Origin of the sequence: Streptomyces sp. XY431 (genome assembly GCF_001279805.1) — a bacterium.
GTDB lineage: Bacteria > Actinomycetota > Actinomycetes > Streptomycetales > Streptomycetaceae > Kitasatospora > Kitasatospora purpeofusca.
Map to the genome: position 1 here is coordinate 1 of NZ_LGDO01000019.1, position 21,322 is coordinate 21,322.

At 75.8% G+C, this 21,322-nt stretch carries 22 protein-coding genes and 1 pseudogene; 7 read left to right on the top strand and 16 right to left on the bottom strand.

What is annotated here, in order from left to right; genetic code table 11:
• Both ADK60_RS03450 and ADK60_RS03455 read right to left on the bottom strand, forming a co-directional pair.
• A pseudogene (locus ADK60_RS03450) lies at nucleotides 1-492 on the bottom strand (hypothetical protein); the annotation flags it as partial.
• Between the two features lie 88 nt (nucleotides 493-580).
• Nucleotides 581-1,801: an MFS transporter gene (locus ADK60_RS03455; protein ID WP_053643129.1), complete on the bottom strand. Its 1,221-nt coding sequence runs from the start codon at nucleotides 1,799-1,801 to the stop codon at nucleotides 581-583.
• A gap of 109 nt (nucleotides 1,802-1,910) precedes the next feature.
• On the opposite strand from ADK60_RS03455, the gene ADK60_RS03460 reads away from it, so the two are divergent.
• Entirely contained in the window at nucleotides 1,911-3,044 is a 1,134-nt protein-coding gene (locus ADK60_RS03460) for a winged helix-turn-helix domain-containing protein (protein WP_053643131.1), read from the top strand.
• Here the strand turns inward: ADK60_RS03460 and ADK60_RS03465 are convergent.
• Both ADK60_RS03465 and ADK60_RS03470 read right to left on the bottom strand, forming a co-directional pair.
• Nucleotides 2,987-4,675: a hypothetical protein gene (locus ADK60_RS03465; protein WP_159400287.1), complete on the bottom strand. Its 1,689-nt coding sequence runs from the start codon at nucleotides 4,673-4,675 to the stop codon at nucleotides 2,987-2,989. The two genes, ADK60_RS03460 and ADK60_RS03465, sit on opposite strands and share 58 nt — an antisense overlap.
• 90 nt (nucleotides 4,676-4,765) lie before the next feature.
• On the bottom strand, nucleotides 4,766-5,344 hold the full coding sequence (locus ADK60_RS03470; RefSeq protein WP_053643135.1) for a TetR/AcrR family transcriptional regulator: 579 nt from the start codon (nucleotides 5,342-5,344) through the stop codon (nucleotides 4,766-4,768).
• A 91-nt stretch (nucleotides 5,345-5,435) separates the two neighbouring features.
• Here ADK60_RS03470 and ADK60_RS03475 point away from each other — a divergent pair, with 91 nt between their 5' ends.
• The gene (locus ADK60_RS03475) at nucleotides 5,436-5,882 is read left to right on the top strand and encodes an anthrone oxygenase family protein (RefSeq protein WP_053643137.1); all 447 of its coding nucleotides are present in this window, start codon (nucleotides 5,436-5,438) and stop codon (nucleotides 5,880-5,882) included.
• Nucleotides 5,883-5,945: 63 nt separating this feature from the next.
• On the opposite strand, the gene ADK60_RS03480 is transcribed toward ADK60_RS03475, so the two are convergent.
• Together ADK60_RS03480 and ADK60_RS03485 are read right to left on the bottom strand one after the other, a co-directional pair.
• Complete coding sequence (locus tag ADK60_RS03480; RefSeq protein ID WP_053643139.1) at nucleotides 5,946-6,437, bottom strand: hypothetical protein; 492 nt, start codon at nucleotides 6,435-6,437, stop codon at nucleotides 5,946-5,948.
• Between the two features lie 297 nt (nucleotides 6,438-6,734).
• Complete coding sequence (locus tag ADK60_RS03485) at nucleotides 6,735-8,591, bottom strand: serine/threonine protein kinase (RefSeq protein ID WP_053643142.1); 1,857 nt, start codon at nucleotides 8,589-8,591, stop codon at nucleotides 6,735-6,737.
• Nucleotides 8,592-8,840: 249 nt separating this feature from the next.
• Here ADK60_RS03485 and ADK60_RS03490 point away from each other — a divergent pair, with 249 nt between their 5' ends.
• The 4 genes from ADK60_RS03490 (at nucleotide 8,841) to ADK60_RS03505 (ending at nucleotide 12,236) form a co-directional block, all read left to right on the top strand.
• The gene (locus ADK60_RS03490) at nucleotides 8,841-9,239 is read left to right on the top strand and encodes an SH3 domain-containing protein (protein WP_053643144.1); all 399 of its coding nucleotides are present in this window, start codon (nucleotides 8,841-8,843) and stop codon (nucleotides 9,237-9,239) included.
• 416 nt (nucleotides 9,240-9,655) lie between these two features.
• Entirely contained in the window at nucleotides 9,656-10,612 is a 957-nt protein-coding gene (locus tag ADK60_RS03495) for an NUDIX hydrolase (protein WP_159400288.1), read from the top strand.
• A gap of 328 nt (nucleotides 10,613-10,940) precedes the next feature.
• A complete protein-coding gene (locus tag ADK60_RS03500; protein ID WP_053643174.1) occupies nucleotides 10,941-11,561 on the top strand; it encodes a hypothetical protein in 621 nt (206 codons plus the stop codon).
• Between the two features lie 111 nt (nucleotides 11,562-11,672).
• On the top strand, nucleotides 11,673-12,236 hold the full coding sequence (locus ADK60_RS03505; protein WP_234370930.1) for an anthrone oxygenase family protein: 564 nt from the start codon (nucleotides 11,673-11,675) through the stop codon (nucleotides 12,234-12,236).
• Nucleotides 12,237-12,286: 50 nt separating this feature from the next.
• On the opposite strand, the gene ADK60_RS03510 is transcribed toward ADK60_RS03505, so the two are convergent.
• From ADK60_RS03510 to ADK60_RS03530, 5 genes are all read right to left on the bottom strand, one after another.
• Entirely contained in the window at nucleotides 12,287-13,372 is a 1,086-nt protein-coding gene (locus tag ADK60_RS03510; RefSeq protein ID WP_063783031.1) for an AraC family transcriptional regulator, read from the bottom strand.
• Nucleotides 13,373-13,497: 125 nt separating this feature from the next.
• Nucleotides 13,498-14,058, bottom strand: a complete 561-nt coding sequence (locus tag ADK60_RS03515; protein ID WP_079008015.1) for an anthrone oxygenase family protein — start codon at nucleotides 14,056-14,058, stop codon at nucleotides 13,498-13,500.
• 157 nt (nucleotides 14,059-14,215) lie between these two features.
• Complete coding sequence (locus tag ADK60_RS03520) at nucleotides 14,216-15,079, bottom strand: Rossmann-fold NAD(P)-binding domain-containing protein (RefSeq protein WP_107094484.1); 864 nt, start codon at nucleotides 15,077-15,079, stop codon at nucleotides 14,216-14,218.
• 135 nt (nucleotides 15,080-15,214) lie between these two features.
• The gene (locus ADK60_RS03525) at nucleotides 15,215-16,030 is read right to left on the bottom strand and encodes a putative protein N(5)-glutamine methyltransferase (RefSeq protein WP_053643148.1); all 816 of its coding nucleotides are present in this window, start codon (nucleotides 16,028-16,030) and stop codon (nucleotides 15,215-15,217) included.
• Between the two features lie 337 nt (nucleotides 16,031-16,367).
• Entirely contained in the window at nucleotides 16,368-16,814 is a 447-nt protein-coding gene (locus tag ADK60_RS03530; protein ID WP_053643150.1) for a peptidoglycan-binding domain-containing protein, read from the bottom strand.
• A gap of 319 nt (nucleotides 16,815-17,133) precedes the next feature.
• On the opposite strand from ADK60_RS03530, the gene ADK60_RS03535 reads away from it, so the two are divergent.
• Nucleotides 17,134-17,751 carry an HAD-IA family hydrolase gene (locus ADK60_RS03535; RefSeq protein WP_053643152.1) on the top strand — a complete coding sequence of 206 codons (618 nt, stop codon included), beginning with the start codon at nucleotides 17,134-17,136 and terminating at the stop codon, nucleotides 17,749-17,751.
• 101 nt (nucleotides 17,752-17,852) lie between these two features.
• Here ADK60_RS03535 and ADK60_RS03540 read toward each other — a convergent pair whose 3' ends face one another.
• The 5 genes from ADK60_RS03540 to ADK60_RS03560 form a co-directional block, all read right to left on the bottom strand.
• Nucleotides 17,853-18,137, bottom strand: a complete 285-nt coding sequence (locus tag ADK60_RS03540; protein ID WP_053643155.1) for a hypothetical protein — start codon at nucleotides 18,135-18,137, stop codon at nucleotides 17,853-17,855.
• 144 nt (nucleotides 18,138-18,281) lie between these two features.
• On the bottom strand, nucleotides 18,282-18,515 hold the full coding sequence (locus tag ADK60_RS03545; protein WP_053643157.1) for a hypothetical protein: 234 nt from the start codon (nucleotides 18,513-18,515) through the stop codon (nucleotides 18,282-18,284).
• A 146-nt stretch (nucleotides 18,516-18,661) separates the two neighbouring features.
• On the bottom strand, nucleotides 18,662-19,204 hold the full coding sequence (locus tag ADK60_RS03550; protein ID WP_053643159.1) for a DinB family protein: 543 nt from the start codon (nucleotides 19,202-19,204) through the stop codon (nucleotides 18,662-18,664).
• A 193-nt stretch (nucleotides 19,205-19,397) separates the two neighbouring features.
• On the bottom strand, nucleotides 19,398-20,312 hold the full coding sequence (locus ADK60_RS03555) for a carbohydrate kinase family protein (protein ID WP_053643161.1): 915 nt from the start codon (nucleotides 20,310-20,312) through the stop codon (nucleotides 19,398-19,400).
• A 3-nt stretch (nucleotides 20,313-20,315) separates the two neighbouring features.
• Nucleotides 20,316-21,242 carry a pseudouridine-5'-phosphate glycosidase gene (locus ADK60_RS03560; protein ID WP_053643163.1) on the bottom strand — a complete coding sequence of 309 codons (927 nt, stop codon included), beginning with the start codon at nucleotides 21,240-21,242 and terminating at the stop codon, nucleotides 20,316-20,318.
• Between the last annotated feature and the right edge of the window lie 80 nt (nucleotides 21,243-21,322).

The following is a 21,322-nucleotide window of genomic DNA, read 5'->3' on the forward strand; positions in this document are numbered from 1 at the left end:
GGCGGGTGGCGCGGGAACGGCCGGGGCGGCCGGGGCAGCGGGGGCGGATGGGGCAGCGGGCGCGGACTTCGACGGGGCGGCCGGGCGCGGCGAGGCCGGTGTCGCGGGCCGGGTGGCCGGGCGCTCGGCCGTCGGGGCGGTGGAGGGGACGGTGGAGGGGACGGTGGACGGGGTGTTCGACGAGGCCGTCGGCTCCGGCACGGTCCCGGCCGGTGCAGGGGCGGCTGCGGGGGTGGACGGAGTCTCCGGCACGGGTGCCGACAGGGTCGGTTCGGCGGTCGGCTCGGTGGTCGGCGAGGCGGCCTGGGTCGGGGAGCCGGTCGGCGAACCGGTCGGCGAACCGGTCGGGGCCGGATCGGCGGAGTCGGACCCGCTCATCGCCCAACCCCCCGCACCGACCAGCGCGACGGCGCACAGGCCCGCCGCCACACCGATGGCGACCCGTCGTCGCCGCACCGCGCCGTCCCCGTCCGCCTGGTCGTGCTTACGCAACTCGTCCTGCACCGCGCCCGTCCACTCTGTTCGATCATTGTTCGGAATGCGCGGATGTTAGCAGTGCGTGTGCGTCAGTGCGTGTGCGTCAGTCCTGCGGGCACGGGGTGGCACTGACGCCGGATCGACCGCCCTCGGCGCGACGGAGGACACCGTCCCGCCGCAGGCCCGGCGCGAGCAGCGCGGTGACGGCCAGCGAGGCGGCGGCGGTCCCCGCCATCGCGGTGGTGGCCGAGGTCAGTTCGGCGAACGCGCCCGCCACCGCCGCGCCGACCCCCTGCATCGCCAGCATGCCGGACCCGTGCAGGCCGAGCGCCTGCCCGCTCAGCTCGGGCGGCGTCAGTGCGACCAGCCGTTCCTGGAGCAGCAGCCCCGCCCCGTACCCGACGGTGGCCACCGCGACCAGCGCCGCCGCGACCGGCAGGCCCGGCTCCAGCGCGAACCCCAGGTACGGCGCGGCCAGCAGGACGCACAGCGGGACGGCCAGCCCCTCTCGCCGGTGCGCGGGCAGCACCCGGCCGACAAGGACGTCCCCGACCAGCATGCCCAGCGCCCCGACCGCGAACAGCAGGCCGGCCACGTCCGGCCGGTACGGCACGTAGAGCGCCTCGACGCCCACGACCAGCCCGTTCGGCACCCACAGCGCGAGGTAGACGCACCGGCGCGGAGCAGACGACCACAGCCGTGCGTTGGCCCGCCACGTCGCGGCGACGGACGGCCGCCCGGCGGCCCGGGGCGGGCGCCGACGCAGCCCGGCCCACGCCGCACCGGCGGACAGCAGGTGCAGGGCGGCAGCCGTGAGCAGCGCGCCGGACGGTGTGAGGGCGGCCACCAGCGCACCGCCGACCGCGAAGCCGCCGATCTGGACCGGCCCGGAGGCCAGGCCCAGCGCGGAGCGGCCCAGCAGGTAGCCGTCCCGGCTCAGCAGTTCGTGGAGCAGCCCGTAGCGCACCCCGCCGCCCGCCGCGCCCGCCACCCCGAGGGCGAGCAGCACGGGGAACAGTGCCCAGGGCGGCAGGCCGGGCACCGCCTGGACGGCCGTGCCGAGGGCCAGCAGCACACCGAGGCCGGCCAGCGCGGCGCGCGGCGGGAGCCGGTCGGCGGCCGACAGGACCGTGGCCGCGCCGAGCAGTTGGGAGAAGGCCGGGCCGAACATGGCCAGCGCCGCCAGCAACGGCGAGTCCGTCCGCCGGAACACCAGCACGCCGAGCGCGAGCCCGGCGACGGTCTGGGCCGCCGTCTGGGCTGCGGAGAACAGGAACAGCGCGGTGAACTCGCGCTCGTGGAACAGCTCCCGGTAGGTGCGCATGCGGCGGAGTCTTTCCGGCCCGGGCGGCGGCGCGTTAGCTTTTCGCCCAGGCGCGAAAGGTGCGTGAGGTGCAAGGGGTGCGAGAGGTTCGGGAGGGGCGGGTCGGGACGTGGACCGGTGGCAGGTGGACGCGGACACCCTCGCGGGGAGTCGGTTCGTGCTGTCGCCGCTGGCGGAGACGGTCGCGGCACTGAAGACGCTCCACCGGGGCACCGGCGCCCACCCCGGCGAGCGGCGGTGGCTGGCGGCCGCGCTCCCCCGCTACCGGGAGCGGCTGGCCGCCGACCCTGTCGCCGCCACGATCGTCCGGACGGCGCTGGGTCCGCGCTGGAACGCGACCTTCCTCACCCCGACGCCGGGGGCGCCGACACCGGGGGCGGCGGCGCCAGGGGCGGCGGCGCCGATGCCGGACGCGGCGGCGCTGTTCGCCCGGGAGCTCGCGGAGGTCCGCGCGACGCCCCCGGCCGTCGTCCGGGCCGACCTGGCCGAGACCCTGGGCGCCGCCGACGAATCGGCCCTGCCGCCGCTCCTGCTGCGGCACGAGGACCTCGCCGGGCGCGCCGCCGAGCTGCTGTCGTGGGTGTGGTCGGAGACCGTCGCACCGGACTGGGCACGCCGCCGGCGGATCATCGAGGCGGACATCCTGGCCCGCACCGCCGCCCTCGGCTCGGGCGGCTGGGCGGCGGCGCTGGGCGACCTGCGGCCGGGGATGCGCTGGCTCGGCGGCGACGGCCTGCGGACCGGCGCCGAACCCGTCGCCGCCCCCGCCGCTGAACCGCGCGAACTCACCGCCGCCGAGCTGCTGTTCGTGCCGGTCACGCCGACGCAGAGCTGGCTCTGCTGGGACGTGCCGACGGTGGACGGGCGGCGCGCGCGGCCCGGGCGCCGGTACGCGGTGGTGTATCCGTGCTCGGGCGTGCTGGTGGACGAGGAGTGCCGCCCGGTGCCGGAGGCGCTGGCCGCCCTGCTGGGGCGGGGCCGGGCCGAGCTGCTCGTCGCGCTCGACCCCCCGAAGACCACCAGTCAGCTGGTCGCCCTGACCGGCCTGCCGCTGGGCTCGGTCGGCCGCCATCTGCGCATCCTGCGCGAGGCCGGGCTCGCCCTGCGCCGCCGGGCGGGCCGCTCGGTGCTCTACCACCGCACGGCGGCGGGCCAGGTCCTGCTGGACGCGGCGCCGTCCGGGGCTCAGGCTCCCGGGGCCGACGGTCCCGGGGCGGCCGGTCCCGGGGCGGCCGGATCCTGAGGTCCGTCCGGACGGGCGGCCGGGGGCCGGGTGAGGGCGCCGACGGCCGCGCCGGCCAGGGTGGTGAACAGGGCCCAGCCGACAGTCAGGCCCGAGGCCTGCGACCAGGCCGACGTCCGGTGCGCAGCCCACAGGAGGTAGGGCAGAAGCGCCACCACCGCACTCCCCGCCGCGAACGCGGACAGGGCGCGGAGTCGGCGTCGCCCCGGATTCGGGCCGCGCCGCAGGAACCAGAGCATCGGCAGCAGCCCCACCGTCAACACTCCCGACGGCAGCACCCCGGGCACCTTCCACAGCAGCTCGCCGCCGCACAGCCAGGCGGCGAGCTGGACCCAGAACAGGCAGAGCACCTGACGGAGCAGCAGGAGCACCAGTTCCCGTCGGCGCTCGCCGGGTGCGGCGGAACCCAGCAGCCAGGCGGCCGCGACCGCCAGCATGCCCGCGAACCCGGCGGCCACCGCGACGGGCAGCCCCAGCGCCCAGCGGCGGGGCTGCTCGGGGGCGACGAAGGTACTGCGATCGGGATACTGCTGCTGTGTCCATACGCCGTCGGGTGTCCCGCGCAGCAGTCCGGCTTTCGGGTAGTTGGCCAGCACCACCCAGCCCTCGGGCGCCTCGATGACGAGCAGCTCGGCGCCGTAGGGCTCCAGGACGTCGGTCGGTGACACGGACGGGGACGGGGTGCCGGACGGGGACGGGGTGCCGGACGGGGACGGGGGACCGGACGGGGACGGGGGACCGGACGGGGACGGGGGACCGGACGGGGAGGACGCCTCGGGCAGGGAGGACGAGGGCGGCTCCGAGCCAGGGGTCGGACGCGAAGGCCGGCGCCACGGCATTCCGGGGTCGTGGACCATGTGCCAGCTGAAGCCGCCGTCCTCGCTCGCCTCCACCGGCGAGGTGACGTCGCGGAGCCGGAAGCACAACCGGGGTCGGGACTCCGCGCACTGGCCGTTCTGCGGCTGGCTACGGTCGGGGCGGGGCCGGTCCGAGCGGCTCTGCTTCGTCCGCCTCCAGGTCGCGCCGCCGTCCTCGGTGATCCACCGCTTCCCCGGGGTGTCGAGCAGTGTCTGCCCGCCCCTGCTCCACAGCACAGGCCGCTCCGGGCCTGTCTGTGGCGACTGCCCGGTGGCCACCATCGCCACCACGGCCAGCGGCACGGCGACGGCCGCCGTCGGGCGCCACGACCGCCCGACAGCACGCGAGCGCTTCCACAGCCACCAGGAGACCCCCAGCGCCGGCAGCGCCAGCAGGTCGCTCCGGTCGCCCTGGATCCGGCTCGGCACCCCGCTCCACGACCAGACCGCCGAAGCGACCTCGCCGCCCCACGGGCCGGACTTCGCGAAGGCGAACATCGCGCCCGTCGCCGCCAGCCCCGCGATCGCGGGCCGGTCCCCGCGCAGCCGCAGCACCGGTATCAGCGACAGCACCGGGGTCAGCAGCAGCGCCAGGACCACCGGTGACACCAGCATCCACGCCAGGTCGCTGACCTTCCCGGTCACCGCGCCCGGCCACAGCCGCTTGCCCACGTGGTCGTTGAACAGCAGCACCGCCACCGCGGCCAGCGTCCCCGGATGCCCCGCCCAGCGGACGACCGCCCGCACGGCTCCCCGCTCCCCCGCCCCTCGCATGCCCCGCAGCCTCCCCCGGCCGACGTCCGCGTACGCCGGGGGCGGGTAACGGTTCGCGCTCGATGAGCGCCGACGGCGGGCGGGGGCGTGTCAGAGCACGGCGAGCCGGTCCACCAGCAGTTCCACCCTGGCCCCGGTGTGCTCCGGCGGCAGTCGTCCCGCGCGGGTCAGGGTGGCCAGCCCGTGCAGGGCCGCCCAGAACGTCTCGGTGAACAGTCCCGGGTGGACGCCGTCCCCGGCGACCTCGCCGAGGCTCTCCAGCAGGGCGGCGAAGGCGTCCTTCAGCGGCTCGGGGGTGTCCTCGCGGGCGAACGCCAGGCCGCCGTCGAGCTGGAAGATGGCGTCGTAGACCGCCGGATTGCGTTCCGCGAACTCGAGGTAGGCGCGGGCCAGGGCGACGACCCGGGCGCGGGTGCCGTCCGCGGCGGCGGTGGCGGCGCGCAGCGCGGCGGCCATCTCGGCGGCACCCTCCAGGGCGACGGCGCCGATGATCTCGCGCTTGCCGCGGAAGTGGCTGTAGAGGACGGGCTGGCTGTACTCGATGCGCTCGGCGAGCCGGCGGGTGGTGACCGCGTCCCAGCCCTGCTGCTCGGCGAGTTCGCGGGCCGTGGCCACGATGAGGCGGGCGCGGTCCGCCCGTTCGCGCTGCTTGCGTTCCTGTAGCGACATGACTCGATCCTAGCACCGCTAGACAATCGAGCGGCAGTAGGTCTAGCGTTGCCTCAACAGCTAGCAGCGCTAGATCCCAGGAGGAGTCATCATGCTCAACGCACTTGAGGTCTTCACCACCGTGGTCGTCGGCGTGATGGTGGGCGTGGAGTTCTGCGTCGCCTTCGTCGTCAACCCGATCCTCGGCGGACTGCCCGAGGACGCCGGCCAGCTCGGCCGCGCCCACGGGGGCCGGATGCTCGGCGCCCTGATGCCGGTCTGGTACGTCACCTCGGTCGCGCTGAGCGCGGTCTGGGCCGTCGCCGGTCGGCACCACCCCGGCGCCGGCCTGGTCGTGGTCGCCGCCGCCCTGCTGGTCCTGAGTGTGCTCATGTCGGTCCTGCTGCTCGTCCCGATCAACAACCGGAGCAAGACCTGGACGCCCGAGAACCGGCCCGCGGACTGGAAGGAGCAGCAGAACCGCTGGGACCGCTACCACTACGCCCGGGTCGCCGTCATCGTCGCCGCCTTCGCCCTGCTGGCCTCGGCCCTCGCCTGAGCCCTGCGCCCTGAGCCCGAGCCCGCGGGCGACGGCACCGGGCCCCTACGCCTCCTGCGCCCCCTACGCCTCCTCGGCGGCGCGGCGGGCCGCCTTGACCCGGGCGGCCAGCTCGGCGGCGGGGAGGCGGCGCGGGGTGGTGCCGTGGCGGGCCGCCAGCGCGTCGGCGGGCTCCGGGGAGGACTCGACGACGTCCAGCACCAGCATGCAGTGGCCGTCCTCCACCTCCTCGCTCAGGACGATCAGGCCCGCGCCGCCCTCCTTGTCGCGCCAGGTCTCGGCGGCGTTGCCGAGCGCGGTCCCGGCCACCCAGCCCAGCAGGACGCCGATCGGCCCGCCGAGCAGCCCGGCGAGTCCCCCGGCCACCCCCGCACCGACCGTCGGCGCGCCGGCGCCGCGGACCTGGCTGGCCGGGAAGTCCAGGGTGCCGTCCGCCTCGCGCTCGACGATCGCGGACTGCCGCAGGCCCGGCAGGTGCGCGGCCTCGTCGAAGGCGGCGCGGCAGGCGACGCTGTCGGTGAAGTCGAGCAGCAGGACGTGGTGGTTCTCGCTCATGGTCGCGACGGCTCCTCGCTCGGGGGTGGGACACCGGGGCCGCCGGAGGCCCCCGCCGGGGCGACCACCGGGAACGACCGCCGGTGACACCCGTCGAGGAGGCCTGCCGGGAAGCCCCGGGACCAGTCCAGCATCGTCCGGGGCGGGGCCGCCCGCCACCGTCCGTGGGCCTACCGGGCCCGCCGGGGCCCGTCCGGGCGGACCCGGACGGCGGCGGGGTCGGTCGGCCGGGCCAGGCGGCCGGGCCAGGCGGCCGGGCCAGGCGGCCGGGCCAGGCGGCAGGGTCAGTCGGCCGGGTCAGTCGGCGGGGAGGGTGCGGCGCACGGTCCCCTTGTTGTCCGCCAGCAGGTAGCCACCGTTGTGGTAGTCGTCGGACAGGTAGACCCGGATGCACTGATAGCCGTCGGACCACATGTCGATCAGCAGGTAACGGCTGGTCGGGTTCTTGACGTTGAGGGTCTCGTTGGCCTTCTTCAGCAGGGCCGGGACGGTGTCCCAGTCGTACTGCGCGAGGTCGACCGGCTTGTCATTGCCCATCGTCCCACCGACGCGCTTGGCGACATTGCCGTTGCGGTAGTCGTACCAGTCGTAGCCGCGGCCGTCGGCCGTGGGGACCTGGGCGCTCGCGTACTCCGGGTAGACGGAGAGCCGCTTGACCTTGGTGGTGCCGCTCTGCGCGGTGATCGCGGCGACGACGGTGCGCACGCCGTCCGGGGTGAGCAGGTCCTTGGCCGACGCGGTGGTCTTCGGCGCGCTCGGCGAGGGCTTCGCCGTGGGGGCGGCGGAGGCGGTCGTGTCCGGGGCGGTGGGCGCGGCCGTTCCGGGCGAGGCCGGGGGGCCGCCCGGGTCGGCGGGCGCGTTCGTTCCCTTGGGGGCAGAGCCGGTGCCGCCGGTGCCGCTCGAACCGTTGCCGTCCGGCCGGAGCGTCCAGACGAGCACGCTCGTCAGGGCCACGCCCGCGACGGCGAGGGTCATGGTGGCACCGGTGCGGCGGCGGGCGGGCCGCGGCGGGGGCTCGGCGGGGCCGGTGGCGCCCAGGTACTGGGTGCCGGTACCGCCGAAATGCCCTCCGTCGGTGGCGGGTTCGCTTCCGTAGGCGGGGTTCGGGGTCGCGTAACCGGCGGGCGGAGCGCCGTAGCCGGTCTGCGGGGCGTCGAAAGCAGGATTCGGGGTGCCGAAGGCGGGGTTCGACGTATCGAAGGCGGGGTTCGGCGTGCCGAAGGCCGCGGTGGGCTCCGGGCCCACCGGCGGGCGGGCGGAGTCCAGGAAGGTGGGCTGCCAGGACGGCTGCCCCGCCCCGCCGGCGCCGGCGTTCGCCTCGGCGGCGGCGAGGGCCTGGTCGAGCTGCGCGGCGTCCGGCCGCACCGCCGGGTTGCGGGCCAGTACGGCGGCCAGCACCGGCCCCAGCGGACCCGAACGGGTCGGCGGCGGCAACGGCTCGTCCAGGACGGCCGCGAGGGTGGCCAGCGTGGTGCCGCGGCGCAGCGGGTGGTGGCCCTCGACGGCGACGTACAGCAGCATGCCGAGCGACCACAGGTCGGAGGACGGGTTGCCCTCCTCGCCGCGTATCCGCTCCGGGGCGATGTACTCGGGCGAGCCGATCAGCGCGCCGGTGGCGGTGAGCGCGGTGTTGGCGTCCTGCATCGCGGCGATGCCGAAGTCCGTGAGGACGGGCGTGCCGTCGGCGCGCAGCAGCACGTTGCCGGGCTTGACGTCGCGGTGCTGGATGCCGGCCGCGTGGGCGGCGCGCAGCGCGGAGAGCACCCCTCGGCCGATCCGGGCGGCCTCCGGGACGGTGAGCGGGCCGCGGGCGATCCGGTCGGCGAGGCTGCCGCCGCTCACCAACTCCATGACCAGCCAGGGGTGGGGGTGGTCGGGGGTGTCGACGATGTGGTGGATCACCGCGACGTGCGGGTGCTGGAGGCGGGCGAGCGCACGGGCCTCGCGCAGGACCCGCTCGCGCAGCTCGTGGGCGGCCTCGGGGTTGGCCGCGGCCATCGCCGGGTCCGGCGGGCGGACCTCCTTGAGTGCGACCTCGCGGTGCAGCATGGTGTCACGGGCCCGCCAGACCAGTCCCATGCCGCCGCCACCGAGGCGTTCCAGCAGTTCGAAGCGGTTGTCGATGAGCCGTGTCTCCGGCCCCCCAGTGTTCATGGCCGCCATCGTAGGGGCCCGCGACCGGGGCGGGCCGACCGGCCGGGGCGGCCGAACAGTCCGTGGACGCCCGGTCCTTGTCCGATCCGGGCCCGAGCCGGAGGCATGGCGGGACATCGGAACGGGGCGGGGCTCCGGAGGGCACGGGCGGGGTGGTGATTGCACCCGCCCGAGCGAGCCGGAGCGGCCTTCCGGGTGGCCGTGGGCATGCACGGTCGGCCGCCGCCGGATCGGCTCGTTGTGCCCGGTATGCCTGCACACCTCGGAAGGGTCAGCTGGACCGCGCTCTCCCTTCTGATCCTCGTCCTCCCGGCGATGGCCGCCGGGACCGAACACCCTCCGCCACCGGAGCGGCACGCCGGACCGCCGCCGCAGAACGGTCCACGCGGTTGGGTGGTCACGGTGAACGCCGCCAATGTGCGGCGCGAGCACTCGGTCGACGGCGCGGTGCTGGGCCTCGCCCACTGCGGGGAGCGGGTGGAGATCGTCGACACCTGGATCTCCGCGCTCGGAACGCGCTGGAGCCGGGTCGTCGTGGTGCGCACCGGGCTGACGGGGTGGGTGCTCTGGTCGCTGCTGGGCCACCCGGCCCCGCCGGGGCACCCCGCCGCGGTGTGCCCGACTCCCCCGCCGGGCGGGGAACAGTGAGCGGCGTGAACGGTGAGGGGCGTGACCGGTGGGAAGGGGGCGAACCCCGGGATCCGGTGACGGGTCCGGCGGCGGGCGTTCCGCACCGGACCGCGGCGGGTAGGGGCCGCCGGGAACACCCGGCGCGGCCAGGCAGGCACCGTGGACGGACGGAGGCGACCGAATGGACGTGGGCGGAAGCGGAGCGGAAAGACCGGCCGGAGGCGGCGGACCGGTGGGCGGGTACCTGCGGCCGGCCCTCGGACCCGGGCGGCGGCCGGAGGGCGCCCCCTGACGCCCGGTCCGGTCCTCCCGCCCCTGCCCCGTTGATCCCCCTCGCCCAAGGAGACCTCCAGGTGCACCGTTCGTCCCGTCCCCTCCCGCCGACCGGGGCTCCCGGCGCGGACCCGTCCGTCGTCGGCGCATCCGTTCCCGACATGCCCGCTACCTCCGCCCCCGCCCCGGCCCCCGCCCCCCCCCCGGTCGCCGGTGCGCTCGTGGCCGACCCGCTCGGCCGGGTCCTGCTGCTGCGCCGGCCGGACGGCCGCTGGGAGCTGCCGTCCGCCGCCGTGCGCCCGGGCGAGGACCCGGCTCGGGGCGCCGTCCGGGCGCTGGCCGAGAGCTGTGGGGTGGCCGGGACGGCGGGGCGCCCGGTCGGGGTGTTCGAGGACGCCACGGAGTCGGCGCTGCGGCATGTGTACGCGCTGTCGGCGCACGTACCCGGCGCACTGGACCGGCTCACGCTCCCCCGGCACAGCACGCATGCCTGGTTCTTCACGGACAACCTGCCGGGCGTCACCCCCGAGACGGTGCGGTTCCTGCGTGCCCACGGCCCCGCGCGGCCGCATCTGCCGCGCAGCCAGTGGCTGGCCACCACCCCGCGCTCGTGGCTGTGCACGGCCGCCGTGGTGACCGCCCCGGACGGGCGGCTGCTGATGGTCAAGCCCCGGGTCCGGGAACCGGACCGGCGGCCGCGGGCCGCGGCCTGGAACTTCCCCGGGGGTGTGCTCGACACCCACGAGGACTCGCCGACCGGGGCGGCCCGCGAGCTGCGCGAGGAGACCGGCCTCGACCGGTCGGCCGGACCGCTGCTGGCGGTGTTCTGGCGACACCCCGAGCCGGGGGCGGACCACCCGATCGTCCAGTTCTTCCACGACTTCGGCACCGCCGACCCCGAGACGGTCCGACTCGGCTGCCCGGACGGGGAGATCACCGACTGGGCGTGGTTCCAGCCCTACGGCGGGGAGTTGGACGCCGCAGCCGGCGCCGACCGCGCGGACCGGGCCCGGCAGGCCCTGGCCGCCCGCGCCTCCGGCCGCGCCGTCGCCGGCACCCGACCCGCCCCGGGACCGAGCACGGGCCCGAAACCGAGCACGGGCCCGACCGCCGGCTGAGCCGACGGCCCTGCCGGTACCCGGTGACGGCCGTCCCCGGCACCGGCCGCGTGCCCGAGTGGGCGGACGCCACAGGTCGTCATGCCGGTGGCCTACCCCCCGGCCCCGGGCCGCCATGCCCGGTCCACACGAAAGTGTGCTCCATGAGTAACGCACCCGAGGGCGGGTAGCGTCACCGGCCGTGGAGGACTCCCTGCCGATCCGACCGATCCGATCAATCCGACCGAACGGACCGATCCTGCCGTTCCAATGGCCCGTCGACCCGGCGACCGCCGCGGCCGCCCCGGGCCGGGACGATCCGGTCTGGTACGCCGCCTACGGTTCGAACATGCACACCGAGCGGCTCGCCTGCTACTTGGGCGGCGGGCGGCCGGCCGACGGTGCCAGGGAGTACCCCGGCTGCCGGGACGGCCGGCCGCCGCTGCGGTCGGTGCCCGTTCGACTGCCCGGAAGTCTCTACTTCGCCCTGGAGTCGCGGGTCTGGGGCGGCGGCATGGCGTTCTACGACCCGCACGGACCCGGCACCGTGCCCGCCCGCGCCCATCTGCTGACGGCCGGGCAGTTCAGCGACATCGCCGCCCAGGAGATGGGCGGCGGGCCGGGCGCGGACCTCGACCTGGGAACCGTGCTGCGGACCGGCCGCGACCGGCAGGGGCCGGGCCGCTACCAGACCCTGGTCTGCCTCGGCACCCTGGACGGCCTCCCGGTGCTGACCTTCACCGCCCCGTGGACGCTCGCCGAGGCCGAACTGAACGCCCCGCGCGCCCGCTACCTGCGCACCATCGCCGCCGGACTGGTCGAGGCGCACGGCTGGTCCGCGCGCCGGGCGGCCGTCTATCTGACCACCCGGCCGGGCGCGGCCGGCCACTGGAGCGTCAAGTCCCTGTACGCCGCGCTCGCCCCGCGCACCGGAGGATCCGCCTCCGCGACGGGATCCGGCCGCGATTGACATGACCATCCGTCATCATCGGGTGTGTATCCGCCAATTAGGTGGGCAAACGGCAGTTCGATGACGGATGATCGGCACGCGGGGCCGCTCCAACCGGGCGGTGCCGGGCGAATGAACGGGGGCAAGGACGACATGGAGGCGATGCGGGTCTTCGCACTGGTGGCGGCGACGGTCACCACCGGACTGACCGCCGGACTGTTCTACACGTACGCCTGCTCGGTGACACCGGGGCTCGGCAGCACCGGGGACTTCATGGTCGCCCAGGTGATGCAGCGGCTCAACGTGGCGATCCTCAACGGGTGGTTCCTGGTGGGATTCGTCGGGGCACTGGTGTTCACGAGCGTGGCGGTCGTGCTGCACCTGCCGAGCGACGGCCGCCGGGTGCTGCCGGCGGCCGTCGGCGCGCTGGTCTGCTACACCGCTTCCCTGGTGCTGACCAGGATGGTGAACCTCCCGCTGAACCAGGCGCTGGCGCAGCAGGCCGGAGAACTCGGCCGGGCCCGGGAGTTGAGCCTGACCGCCCAACTGGGCCGGGCCGGGCAGCCGGTGCGGATGTGCGGGTCGTTCCGCGCCAAGTGGGCGCGGTGGAACGCGGCGCGGGCGCTGCTGTCCACGGCAGCGCTCGGCTTCCTCTGCTGGGCGCTGGTGCTGCACTGCCACCTGCGGCCGAGCTGAGCCGGGTCGGCGCGGGTGCGGCGACGCACCCGCGCCGCTCCGCCGCTCGTTCAACCGGCCGCCAGCACCACCGTGGTCGGGACCGCTGCCGACGGCGCCGCCGTCGACGACTGCTCGGCCGCGATGCCGCCCGTCGCGTGGTCCGCCGCTTCACCCGGCACGCCGCCCGGCAGGTCGCCCGCCTCGGCGGAGGCCGCCAGCCGGCGGTGCTCCTGCGGGGTGAGCCCGCGCACCCGCTTGAACGCGGTGCTCAGCGCGAACGCGTCGCCGTACCCGACCCGGCGGGCCACCGCCGCGACGGTCAGCCCCGGGTCGCGCAGCAGGTCCGCCGCCACCGCCAGCCGCCAGTTCGCCAGGTACGCCATCGGCGGTTCGCCGACCAGCGCGGTGAACCGCCGGGCCAGCCCCGCCCGGGAGACCCCGACCTCGGTGGCGAGCGCCGCCACCGTCCACGGCCGGGCCGGATCGTCGTGCAGCAGCCGCAGCGCCGGGCCCACCACCTCGTCCGCCTGGGCGCGCAGCCAGCCGGGCGCCTCGCCGTCCGGGGCGGCGAGCCAGCTCCGCAGCACCCCGACCACCAGCAGGTCCAGCAGCCGGTCCAGCACCACTTCCTGCCCCGGCTCGGCCCGGGTGACCTCGGTGGCGAGCAGCTGGACCAGGGTGTCCACGGTGGTGTCCACCCCGGCGGGCCGCACCAGCAGTGTCGGCAGGTGGCCCAGCAGCCGGCGGCCGATCTCGTGCTCCGCCAGGTAGGTGCCGGACAGCATGACCGAGGGACGCTCGTCGTCCGGACGGGTCTCGCCCCAGGTCCGCACGCCCAGCGCCATCGAGGTGGCGACGCTGGCGCCGTCCCGGGAGCAGATCTGCCCGGGGCCGATCAGGATGTCCGGCTCGCTCCGCGGGTGGTCGGCGACCGTGTACGCCTCCGGCCCGCGCAGCAGGGCGAGGTCCCCCGGCCGCACCAGGACCGGCTCCGCCCCGTCGGGCAGGATCCAGGCCGCGCCGTCCAGCATGGTGATCAGCGACAGCGGCGCGCGGTCCTCGATCCGCAGGGCCCAGGGCGTGCTGAGGACGGAGCGCAGCAGGAACGCGCCACGGGCCTTGGGGCCGTCGAGCAGCCCGGTCAGGGTGTCCATGAGGGGACAGCCTAGACGCGGCGGTGCGGCGGGTGTCGATGACGTCGGCCGGACCGGGCACGGGTGACGGGCGGTCAGCGGCCGGCGGGCGGTCGTCCGCACGCTGCCGGTCCACAAGCCCCCGGTCAACGGGCCCCCGGGCGGCGGTGCAGCAGCAGCGCGCGGGTGAGGGCGACGGCGGCGGCCGTGCAGAGCACCGTGCGGGCGATGTTGGACGTCGTCCAGGTCGGCTCGAAGGCGGCGCGCACGGCGGCCAGGTCGGTGACGGCGGCGGGGTCGCCGGCCGCGGCGAGCCGGTCGTTGAGCGGGACGTTGACGGCGGAGGTGAGCACGAGGGCGGCGAGGTAGAGCAGGGTCGCCACCGCCGTCCAGAGGGTGGCGGCACGCTGCCCGGAGCGGTGCAGCAGCCAGGTGCCGACGGCGGGCACCGCGAGGGCGCCGACGAAGACGGCCCCGAAGACCGGGTTGAGGATCGAGGCGTTGATGTGCTGCATCGCGGTCACGAAGGTGCGGTCGTCGCCGGCGGCGAGACCGGGCATGACGGCGACGTCGAAGGCGAAGAAGAGGCCGGCCATCAGGCCGGTCGCGGCGGTGGCGGTGGCCAGCACCGGGCCGACGACGCGGGAGGCGGTGGTGGTCGCGGCGGCGAGGTCACGGACGGGGGCGGCACCGAGGGCGGCGGACATGGCGGGCTCCGGAAGGTGTGGAGGCTGTCAAGGGTGTGGAGAGGCGGAGGAGTGGAGGGGCAGAGGTGCGGAGGGGCAGAGGTGCGGAGGGCGGTCCGGGGATCGCGGCGCGGCGGGCGGATCCCCGGACCTGCGGAAGCGGGGCGAGCCTGAGGGTTCAGACGTTCCAGGCACCGGACGCCGCGGCCGCCCGCGCGTAGTCCGCGAAGTCGCGCGGCGGGCGGCCGAGCGCGCGCCGGACGCCGTCCGCCAGATGGGCGTTGCGGCCGTCCAGGACCATCGAGAACAGGTCGGCGAACTCGCCCGGCAGGCCGACGGTGGCCAGCACCGCGCGGTACTCCTCCAGGGAGACCGCCGTGAACCGGATCTCGCGCCCGGTCGCCGCCGACAGTTCGGCGGCCACGTCCGCGAAGGAGAGCAGGCGCGGGCCGGTCAGCTCGTAGACCTCGCCGTCGTGGCCGTCCTCGGTGAGCGCCGCCGCGGCGACGTCCGCGATGTCGTCGACGTCGACGAACGGCTCGACGGCGACCCCGGTCGGCAGCGCCAGTTCGCCGGCGAGCACCGGCTCCAGGAAGAAGCTCTCGGAGAAGTTCTGGTCGAACCAGGCGCAGCGGACCACGGTCCAGCCGGTGCCGGCCTCGGCGACCGCCGCCTCCGCGGCCTGCGCCGCCTCCTCGCCGCGCCCCGAGAGCAGGACCAGGCGGCCGACGCCCGCCTTGGCGGCCCGCTGGGCGAAGGCACCGACGGTCTCCACGGCGCCGGGGAAGGCGAGGTCGGGGTAGTAGGCGAGGTAGGCGGCGTCGACGCCCTCCAGCGCGGCGTCCCAGGTGGTGTCGTCCGCCCAGTCGAACGGGACCGGCGCGGTGCGCGAGCCGATCCGGGCGGTGTGGCCGAGGGCGGTGAGGCGCTCGGCGACCCGTCGGCCGGTCTTGCCGGTTCCGCCGGTGACCAGGACGGTCCGGGCGGTGGTGGGGGTGGTGGTGGCGGCGGGCTGCTGGCTGCTGTTCGTGTTCTCGTTCATGGGCATCAGTCAACTCCGCGCGCCACCGCGCCGACATGGTCATCGCGCTCAGCCGCATGTGCAAGCGTCTACGGCACTGCGGAGGGCACCCGGGTCGGACCGTCGCGGCGGGCCGCGACGGTCCGACCCGTGCGGCTACGGCGTCCCGAGCAGCGGCCGGACGGCCGTCACCACGGTGGCGTCGAGGTCCTCGTCGTAGCCGAGGGCGGCGGTGAGCCCGGCCGCCGCGACCACCCCGAGGGCCGCCTCGGCCTGCTGGTCGCTGGTCTCGAACAGCAGCGCCCCGCCCGGGGCCAGCCAGTGCGGGGCCTCGGCGGCGACCCGGCGCAGCACGTCGAGGCCGTCGGCGCCGCCGTCCAGGGCCGGCCGGGCCTCGTGCACCCGGGCCTCGGCCGGGAGGAACTCGATGTCGGCGGTGGGCACGTAGGGGACGTTGGCGAGCAGCACGTCCACCCGGCCGCGCAGGCCGGCCGGCAGGGCGTCGAAGAGGTCGCCCTCGAACACCTCGGTGCCGGGGGCGGCGGGTCCGGACAGGTTGCGGCGCGCGCAGCGGACGGCGGCCGGATCGAGGTCGGCCGCGCACAGCCGGACGGGGTGGCCGACCTCGGCGGCGAGCGCAGCGCCGAGGGCACCGCTGCCGCAGCAGAGATCGACGACCTGCGCGTGCTCGCGCGCGAGTGCGGCGGCGGTGCGGACCAGGAACTCGCTGCGCCGGCGGGGCACGAACACCCCGGGGTCGACGGCGATCCGCAGACCGGCGAACTCGGCCCAGCCGACGACGTGTTCGAGCGGACGGCCGGCGGCGCGGTCGCGGACCATGGCGGCCAGCCGGGCGGGGGTCTCGGCGGCGGAGAGCAGGATGTGTGCCTCGTCCTCGGCGAAGACGCAGCCGGCGGCACGCAGCCTGGCGGTCACGGACGAGCGGAGGGAGGCGGACAGGTGGACAGGCAAGGGAACCCCTCGGAGCACAGGTGGGAGGACATCGTCCGACCCGGGGCTCTCCGCGCACATCTCGCCGGACGGCGGACGCTCCCACGCGGTACGGCCGGCCTCAGGGCCGGACGTTCACCTGCGTGAGGGCGCCGTGGTCACGGCCGGGGAGCACCCGATCCGGCACAGCGGTCATGGGTTCTCACCTCCCCGTTCTTCGCGTTTCCTCTGCGGCGGCAGTCACCTTACCGCACCTGGCCCGGCCCCGGGGCGCGGTCCGCCGACGGTCGGCGGCGGGCCGCACCCCGGGGCGTCCGGGCTCCGGGGCTCGGGGACTCGGGGCTCGGGGGCCCGGCGGTCAGATGCCGTCGGCGAAGCTCCGGAACGCGGCCCGGGTGCCCTCGCCCGCGATGCCGTCGATCGCGCCGGTGTAGCCCCAGCCGCCGTCCTTCAGCAGGCGCTGCAGCGCCTTGACCGTCTCGGTGCCGGGGATGCCGTCGATGGCGCCGGGGTAGCCCCAGAACTCCTTGAGGTTGCGCTGGAACGCCTTCCAGCTCTCGGGGCCGAGCTGGCCGTCGATGCCGCCGTTGTAACCCCAGTTCTGCTTCAGCCAGTTCTGCACGTTCTTGGCCTGCGCGGAGCTGAGCCCGAAGTTCTGGACGGCGCGCACGGCCGGGGCGGCCGCGGCGGAGGTGGTGGCCGCCGTGGCGGTGGTGGCCGCGCCCGCGGCGGCCACGCCGCCGACGGCGATGCCGAGGGCCACGCCGAGTGCGACGAGCGGCCTGGTCGTCGTGATGGATCGCATGCGGTGCTCCCCTTCGAGCGGTGGGACGGCCGACGCCCGGCCGCGCCGTCGACGCGTCCGGACGCACATGCCGTGCGTGACGGATCAGTCACTGACAGTGCGATCCGACACTAACCATCGGTGCCCCGCAAGGTCGAGCGGATATCCGGCCACCCGGCAACGGGCGACACGCGGGCCCGGCGGCCTCCGTCACCCGCCGCACACCCCCGGAGGCCCTACCACCAACGGGCTCCCGGCCTTCGCTCCGACATGGCCGATTCGTGCCCGGCGCATCACGGCGCGCGAACAGGGCGCGAGCCCCGCGTGGTACACCGGTCCGATGACGACCTCCCAGGCGCCCGGCGCCGTGCTCTGCGACATCGACGGTGTGATCCGGTTCCCCGACCACCGCGAGGTGGACCGCCTGGAGGCGGCGGCCGGGCTGGCCGCGGGCACGACCGTCGGGCTGGCGTTCACCGAGGAGCTGGGGCGGCGGCTGAGGCTGGGGACATTGAGCCGGCCGGAGTGGACGGCGGAGATCACCCGGGCCCTGGCGACCGGCCTGCCGGCCGGGCGGGCGGCGGCCCTGGCGGCCGCGCTCACCGGCTCCCCGGGCCGCGTCGACGGCGAGGTGGTGGAGCTGCTGCGACGGGCGAAGCGCCGGGTGCCGGTGCTGCTGGTGAGCAACGCGACGCTGTGGCTGGAGGAGGACCTGGCGGCGCTCGGGCTGGCCGATCTGGCGGAGAACGTCGTCAACAGCGCCCGGGTCGGGGCGGCCAAGCCGGACCCGGCGATCTTCCGGGTCGCCGCCGAGCGGGCGGGGGTGGCGGAGCGGCAGTGCCTGTTCGTGGACGACAGCGCGACCAACGCGGCGGCGGCCGGGCGGCTCGGCATGGCGGCCGTCCACTTCCGGGAGCCGGCCGACCTCGAACGGGCGCTCGCGCCCCTGTGGGACTGACCGCATGCGGCGGCGCCGCTCGCCCCGGCCCTGGCGGGCGGGACGAACGGCGCCGTCGGTGTGCGGCTGTCGGTACGGGACCGCCAGAAGGTGTGCGACCGTCAGAAGCGGCGGCCGGACTCGCGCTCGGACTTCTCCAGCTGGTCGATCCGGCGCTGGATGGCGTTGGCCTCGGCCCGGGCCTTGGCGGCCTCGGCGTACATGCCGTAGTGGTCCAGGGTGGCGGCCTTCTGGCGCAGGTCGGAGACCTGCTGGCGCAGCTGGTTGATGTTGACCTTGATCGAACCGGCCGCCGCGGGCTGGGCGGTGGCGACCTGGGCCACGGTGGCCAGGCCGCCGCCGGCCAGGACGGCGGTCAGAACGAGGGCGGGAATGCGTCGACGCATGGTGCTTCCTTACGGTCGTGCGAGGTTCACTGACGGGACATCATGCGATAACCCGTCAGTAACATCATGACACGATCTTGAACCCCGACCGCACCCGGGCCACCCGCCGACGCCCTGGCAGCAAGCCCCGCAACAGGCCCCGCCTCAGCGGGTCGTGGGCGCACCGTCCTCCGGCTGGACGGCGCAGACCGCACTCGCCGTCGAGCCCGCGAAACCGAGGAAGCTGCCGAGCATCTGGCGGCAGACGGCGGCCTCCTGCGCGTTGTGCGGGCCCTCGGCCGCAGCCGGCTGCGCGGTGGCGAGCGGCAGCGCGAGCAGCGGGGCGGCGAACAGCAGGACGGAGCCGACGGCCCGGGCGGCGGACTTGGCGAAGGTCATGGCGAACCCCTTTCGGGTGGCGATGGGACGAGCCATTGACTACCGGACCCGCCGCCCCGGGTGTCGGACACTGCGCCGTTGGTGAGCGTGTCCCGGACAAAGCAGCCGGGCAAAGGAGCCGGACGAAGGAGGGGGAGCAGGCGGCCTCAGCCCATGGACTTGGCGCCGTCCAGCGACTCGCGCAGGATGTCGGCGTGGCCCGCGTGCTGCGCGGTCTCGGCGATCACGTGCAGCAGGACCCGCCGGGCGGACCAGCGGAGGTCGGCCTCGAACCACGGGGCCTTCGGCAGCGGGTGCGAGACGTCGAGGTCGGGCAGGACGGCGATCAGCTCGTCCGTGCGGCGGGCCGTCTCGGCGTAGTCGGCGAGCACGCCTTCGAGCGTCTCGCCGGGCAGCAGCTTGAACTCGTCCGCGCGGCGGTCGAGGTCCTCCTGGGTCATGTTCGCGAAGTCGGGCATCGCGGAGGGGCCTTCGAGGATGAAGTCCACCCAGGTGCGCTCACAGTTCGTCACGTGCTTGATGAGGCCGCCCAGGCACAGTTCACCGGCGGTGGTCCGGCGCGCGGCCTGCTCGTCGGTCAGGTCCCGGGTGGTGTAGCGCAGGAAGTGACGCTGCTTGGTGAACTGGTCCAGCAGGTCGGCGCGCTCGCCGGTGGCCGCGACGGTGGTGGTGGTCGTGGTGCCGTTCATGGTGCTCCGCCTTCGTGGTTGCCGTTGTGCGTCCGGTTGTTCCGTCCGACATGGACCACAGTAGGGGCCGTGTAGGTCAGATCGTGTCCTAGACAGCCGTCGGAGCGCGCCCGGCCCGCCCCCGGCGCGAGTGCGACCGGGAACGGGCCGTGGCGGAACGGGCCGCGGCGGGGCGGGCGGCGCCGCCCCCGGCTCAGTCCTCCGCGCAGGAGGCGCCGGGCGAGGCCAGCACCCGCGCCGCGCAGCGGTGCCCGCGCGCCGCCGCCTCACGCAGGACCGGCGTTCCCGGCGCGCCCGGCTCCGCCCCCGTCAGCCGCGCGTCCAGGAAGGCCGCGAGGAACCCGGCCGCGAAGGCGTCGCCCGCGCCGGTGAGGTCGCGGACCTCGCCCACCGGCGGGACCGGCACGGTGAACGGCGCCGCCCCCGGCACGTCGATCGCGGTCGCCTCCGCCCCCGACTTGGTGACCACCGTGGTGGCCGCCAGCCGGGCCCGCTCCGGGCCGGGCCGCCCGTCGACGAGCAGCCCCAGGTAGGCGGACTCGGAGCGGTTGGCGAACAGCAGGGTCGGCGCCAGCTCCTCGGCGAGGGCCAGGAAGCGCTCACGGCCGAAGCCCTCCAGCATGCCGGTGGAGGAGGCGTCCAGCGAGGTGGTCCCGCCGGCCGAGCGGACCCGGCGCAGCGCGTCGACGGCCGTCGTGCCGACCGGTTCACCGTCGAAGGAGTAGGCGGGCACGTGCAGATGGGTCAGGCCGTCCAGCCAGGCGTCCGGGACGGTCTCCAGCAGGGTGGCCGCACCCCGGTCGGGCAGCATGGTGCGCTCGCCCCCGTCGTCGATCAGCACCACGATGCTGCCGGTCCGGCCCCGGTGGGCGACCCGGACGTCCACGCCGTGGCCGGCCAGTTCGGCGGCCAGGCCGCCGCCGGCCGGGTCGTCGCCGACGCAGCCGAGGAAGCGGACCGGGCACTGTCCGGCGGCGAAGGCCGCGACGTTCGCGGCGCTGCCGCCGCGCTGCCGGAAGACCCTGGCGGTGGAGTCGGTGCCGTGCCGCAGCGGTCCGGTCACCCAGACGACGACGTCCTCCACGAGGTCGCCGAGCACTCCCAGCACCGGTCAGCCCTCGTTCCGGGCGGCGGCCAGCGCGGTGGCGATCTCCCCGCCGAGCCGGACGTTGCCCCGGTAGACCTCGATGTTCACCTCCAGGCTGCGGCCCTGGGTGTCGCGCTGGATGAAGTCGAGCAGGAACGGGGTGGAGGCGTTGCCCTTGATGCCCCGGGCGTCGGCCTCGGCCCAGGCGCGGGTCAGCAGGGCGTCGAGCTCCTGCGGCGGGAGCTGCTTGTCCGGGTCGACCGGGTTGGCGATCAGGACGGCCTGCGGCAGGTCGAGGCCGTCGCGGGCCTCGATCACCCTCGCCGCCTCCTCCGGGGTGTCGACCCGGTAGGCGATCTCGTGGCCGGAGTCGGTGATGTAGAAGCCGGGGTAGCGGCGGGTGCGGTAGCCGATGACGGGGATGTTGAGGGTCTCGAAGCGCTCCAGGGTGGCCCGGATGTCGAGGATCGACTTCACGCCGGCGCTGATCACGGTGACCGGGGTGGCGGCCAGGGTGGTCAGGTCGGCGGACTCGTCGAAGCTCTCGGAGGCGCCGAAGTGGACGCCGCCGAGGCCGCCGGTGGAGAAGACCCGGACGCCGGCGCGGTGGGCGAGGAAGGCGGTCGCGGCGACGGTGGTGCCGCCGTGCTTGCCGAGTGCCGCCACCACCGGGAGGTCGCGCAGGCTCGCCTTGTCGAGGCCCTCGGCCGCCGACAGCTCCTCGATCTGCGCCGTGGACAGGCCGACCGTCGGCACGCCGGCGTGGACGCCGATGGTGGCCGGGACGACGCCGGTGGCGCGCAGCCGCTCCTCCGCCTCCAGCGCGACCTCCAGGTTGCGCGGCCGGGGCAGCCCGTGGGTGAAGATCGTCGACTCCAGGGCGACGACGGGGGCGCCGGCGGCGACGGCCTCGGCGACTTCCTGGGAGATGCGGATGGGCAGTCCGGTCATGGCGTGTGCTCCCTGTGAGGCTGCCACCACGGTGTGGCAGCGGTGGGCTCAGCCTAGGGAGCGATCACATCGGGATCCAG

Bases quoted from the DNA above. Each gene is read 5' to 3' on its own strand.
- ADK60_RS03455 (WP_053643129.1), bottom strand. From the start codon at position 1,801: ATGCGCACCTACCGGGAGCTGTTCCACGAGCGCGAGTTCACCGCGCTG.
- ADK60_RS03465 (WP_159400287.1), bottom strand. From the start codon at position 4,675: ATGCGAGGGGCGGGGGAGCGGGGAGCCGTGCGGGCGGTCGTCCGCTGG.
- ADK60_RS03470 (WP_053643135.1), bottom strand. From the start codon at position 5,344: ATGTCGCTACAGGAACGCAAGCAGCGCGAACGGGCGGACCGCGCCCGC.
- ADK60_RS03475 (WP_053643137.1), top strand. From the start codon at position 5,436: ATGCTCAACGCACTTGAGGTCTTCACCACCGTGGTCGTCGGCGTGATG.
- ADK60_RS03480 (WP_053643139.1), bottom strand. From the start codon at position 6,437: ATGAGCGAGAACCACCACGTCCTGCTGCTCGACTTCACCGACAGCGTC.
- ADK60_RS03485 (WP_053643142.1), bottom strand. From the start codon at position 8,591: ATGAACACTGGGGGGCCGGAGACACGGCTCATCGACAACCGCTTCGAA.
- ADK60_RS03490 (WP_053643144.1), top strand. From the start codon at position 8,841: ATGCCTGCACACCTCGGAAGGGTCAGCTGGACCGCGCTCTCCCTTCTG.
- ADK60_RS03495 (WP_159400288.1), top strand. From the start codon at position 9,656: ATGCCCGCTACCTCCGCCCCCGCCCCGGCCCCCGCCCCCCCCCCGGTC.
- ADK60_RS03500 (WP_053643174.1), top strand. From the start codon at position 10,941: ATGCACACCGAGCGGCTCGCCTGCTACTTGGGCGGCGGGCGGCCGGCC.
- ADK60_RS03505 (WP_234370930.1), top strand. From the start codon at position 11,673: ATGAACGGGGGCAAGGACGACATGGAGGCGATGCGGGTCTTCGCACTG.
- ADK60_RS03510 (WP_063783031.1), bottom strand. From the start codon at position 13,372: ATGGACACCCTGACCGGGCTGCTCGACGGCCCCAAGGCCCGTGGCGCG.
- ADK60_RS03515 (WP_079008015.1), bottom strand. From the start codon at position 14,058: ATGTCCGCCGCCCTCGGTGCCGCCCCCGTCCGTGACCTCGCCGCCGCG.
- ADK60_RS03520 (WP_107094484.1), bottom strand. From the start codon at position 15,079: ATGAACGAGAACACGAACAGCAGCCAGCAGCCCGCCGCCACCACCACC.
- ADK60_RS03530 (WP_053643150.1), bottom strand. From the start codon at position 16,814: ATGCGATCCATCACGACGACCAGGCCGCTCGTCGCACTCGGCGTGGCC.
- ADK60_RS03535 (WP_053643152.1), top strand. From the start codon at position 17,134: ATGACGACCTCCCAGGCGCCCGGCGCCGTGCTCTGCGACATCGACGGT.
- ADK60_RS03540 (WP_053643155.1), bottom strand. From the start codon at position 18,137: ATGCGTCGACGCATTCCCGCCCTCGTTCTGACCGCCGTCCTGGCCGGC.
- ADK60_RS03545 (WP_053643157.1), bottom strand. From the start codon at position 18,515: ATGACCTTCGCCAAGTCCGCCGCCCGGGCCGTCGGCTCCGTCCTGCTG.
- ADK60_RS03550 (WP_053643159.1), bottom strand. From the start codon at position 19,204: ATGAACGGCACCACGACCACCACCACCGTCGCGGCCACCGGCGAGCGC.
- ADK60_RS03560 (WP_053643163.1), bottom strand. From the start codon at position 21,242: ATGACCGGACTGCCCATCCGCATCTCCCAGGAAGTCGCCGAGGCCGTC.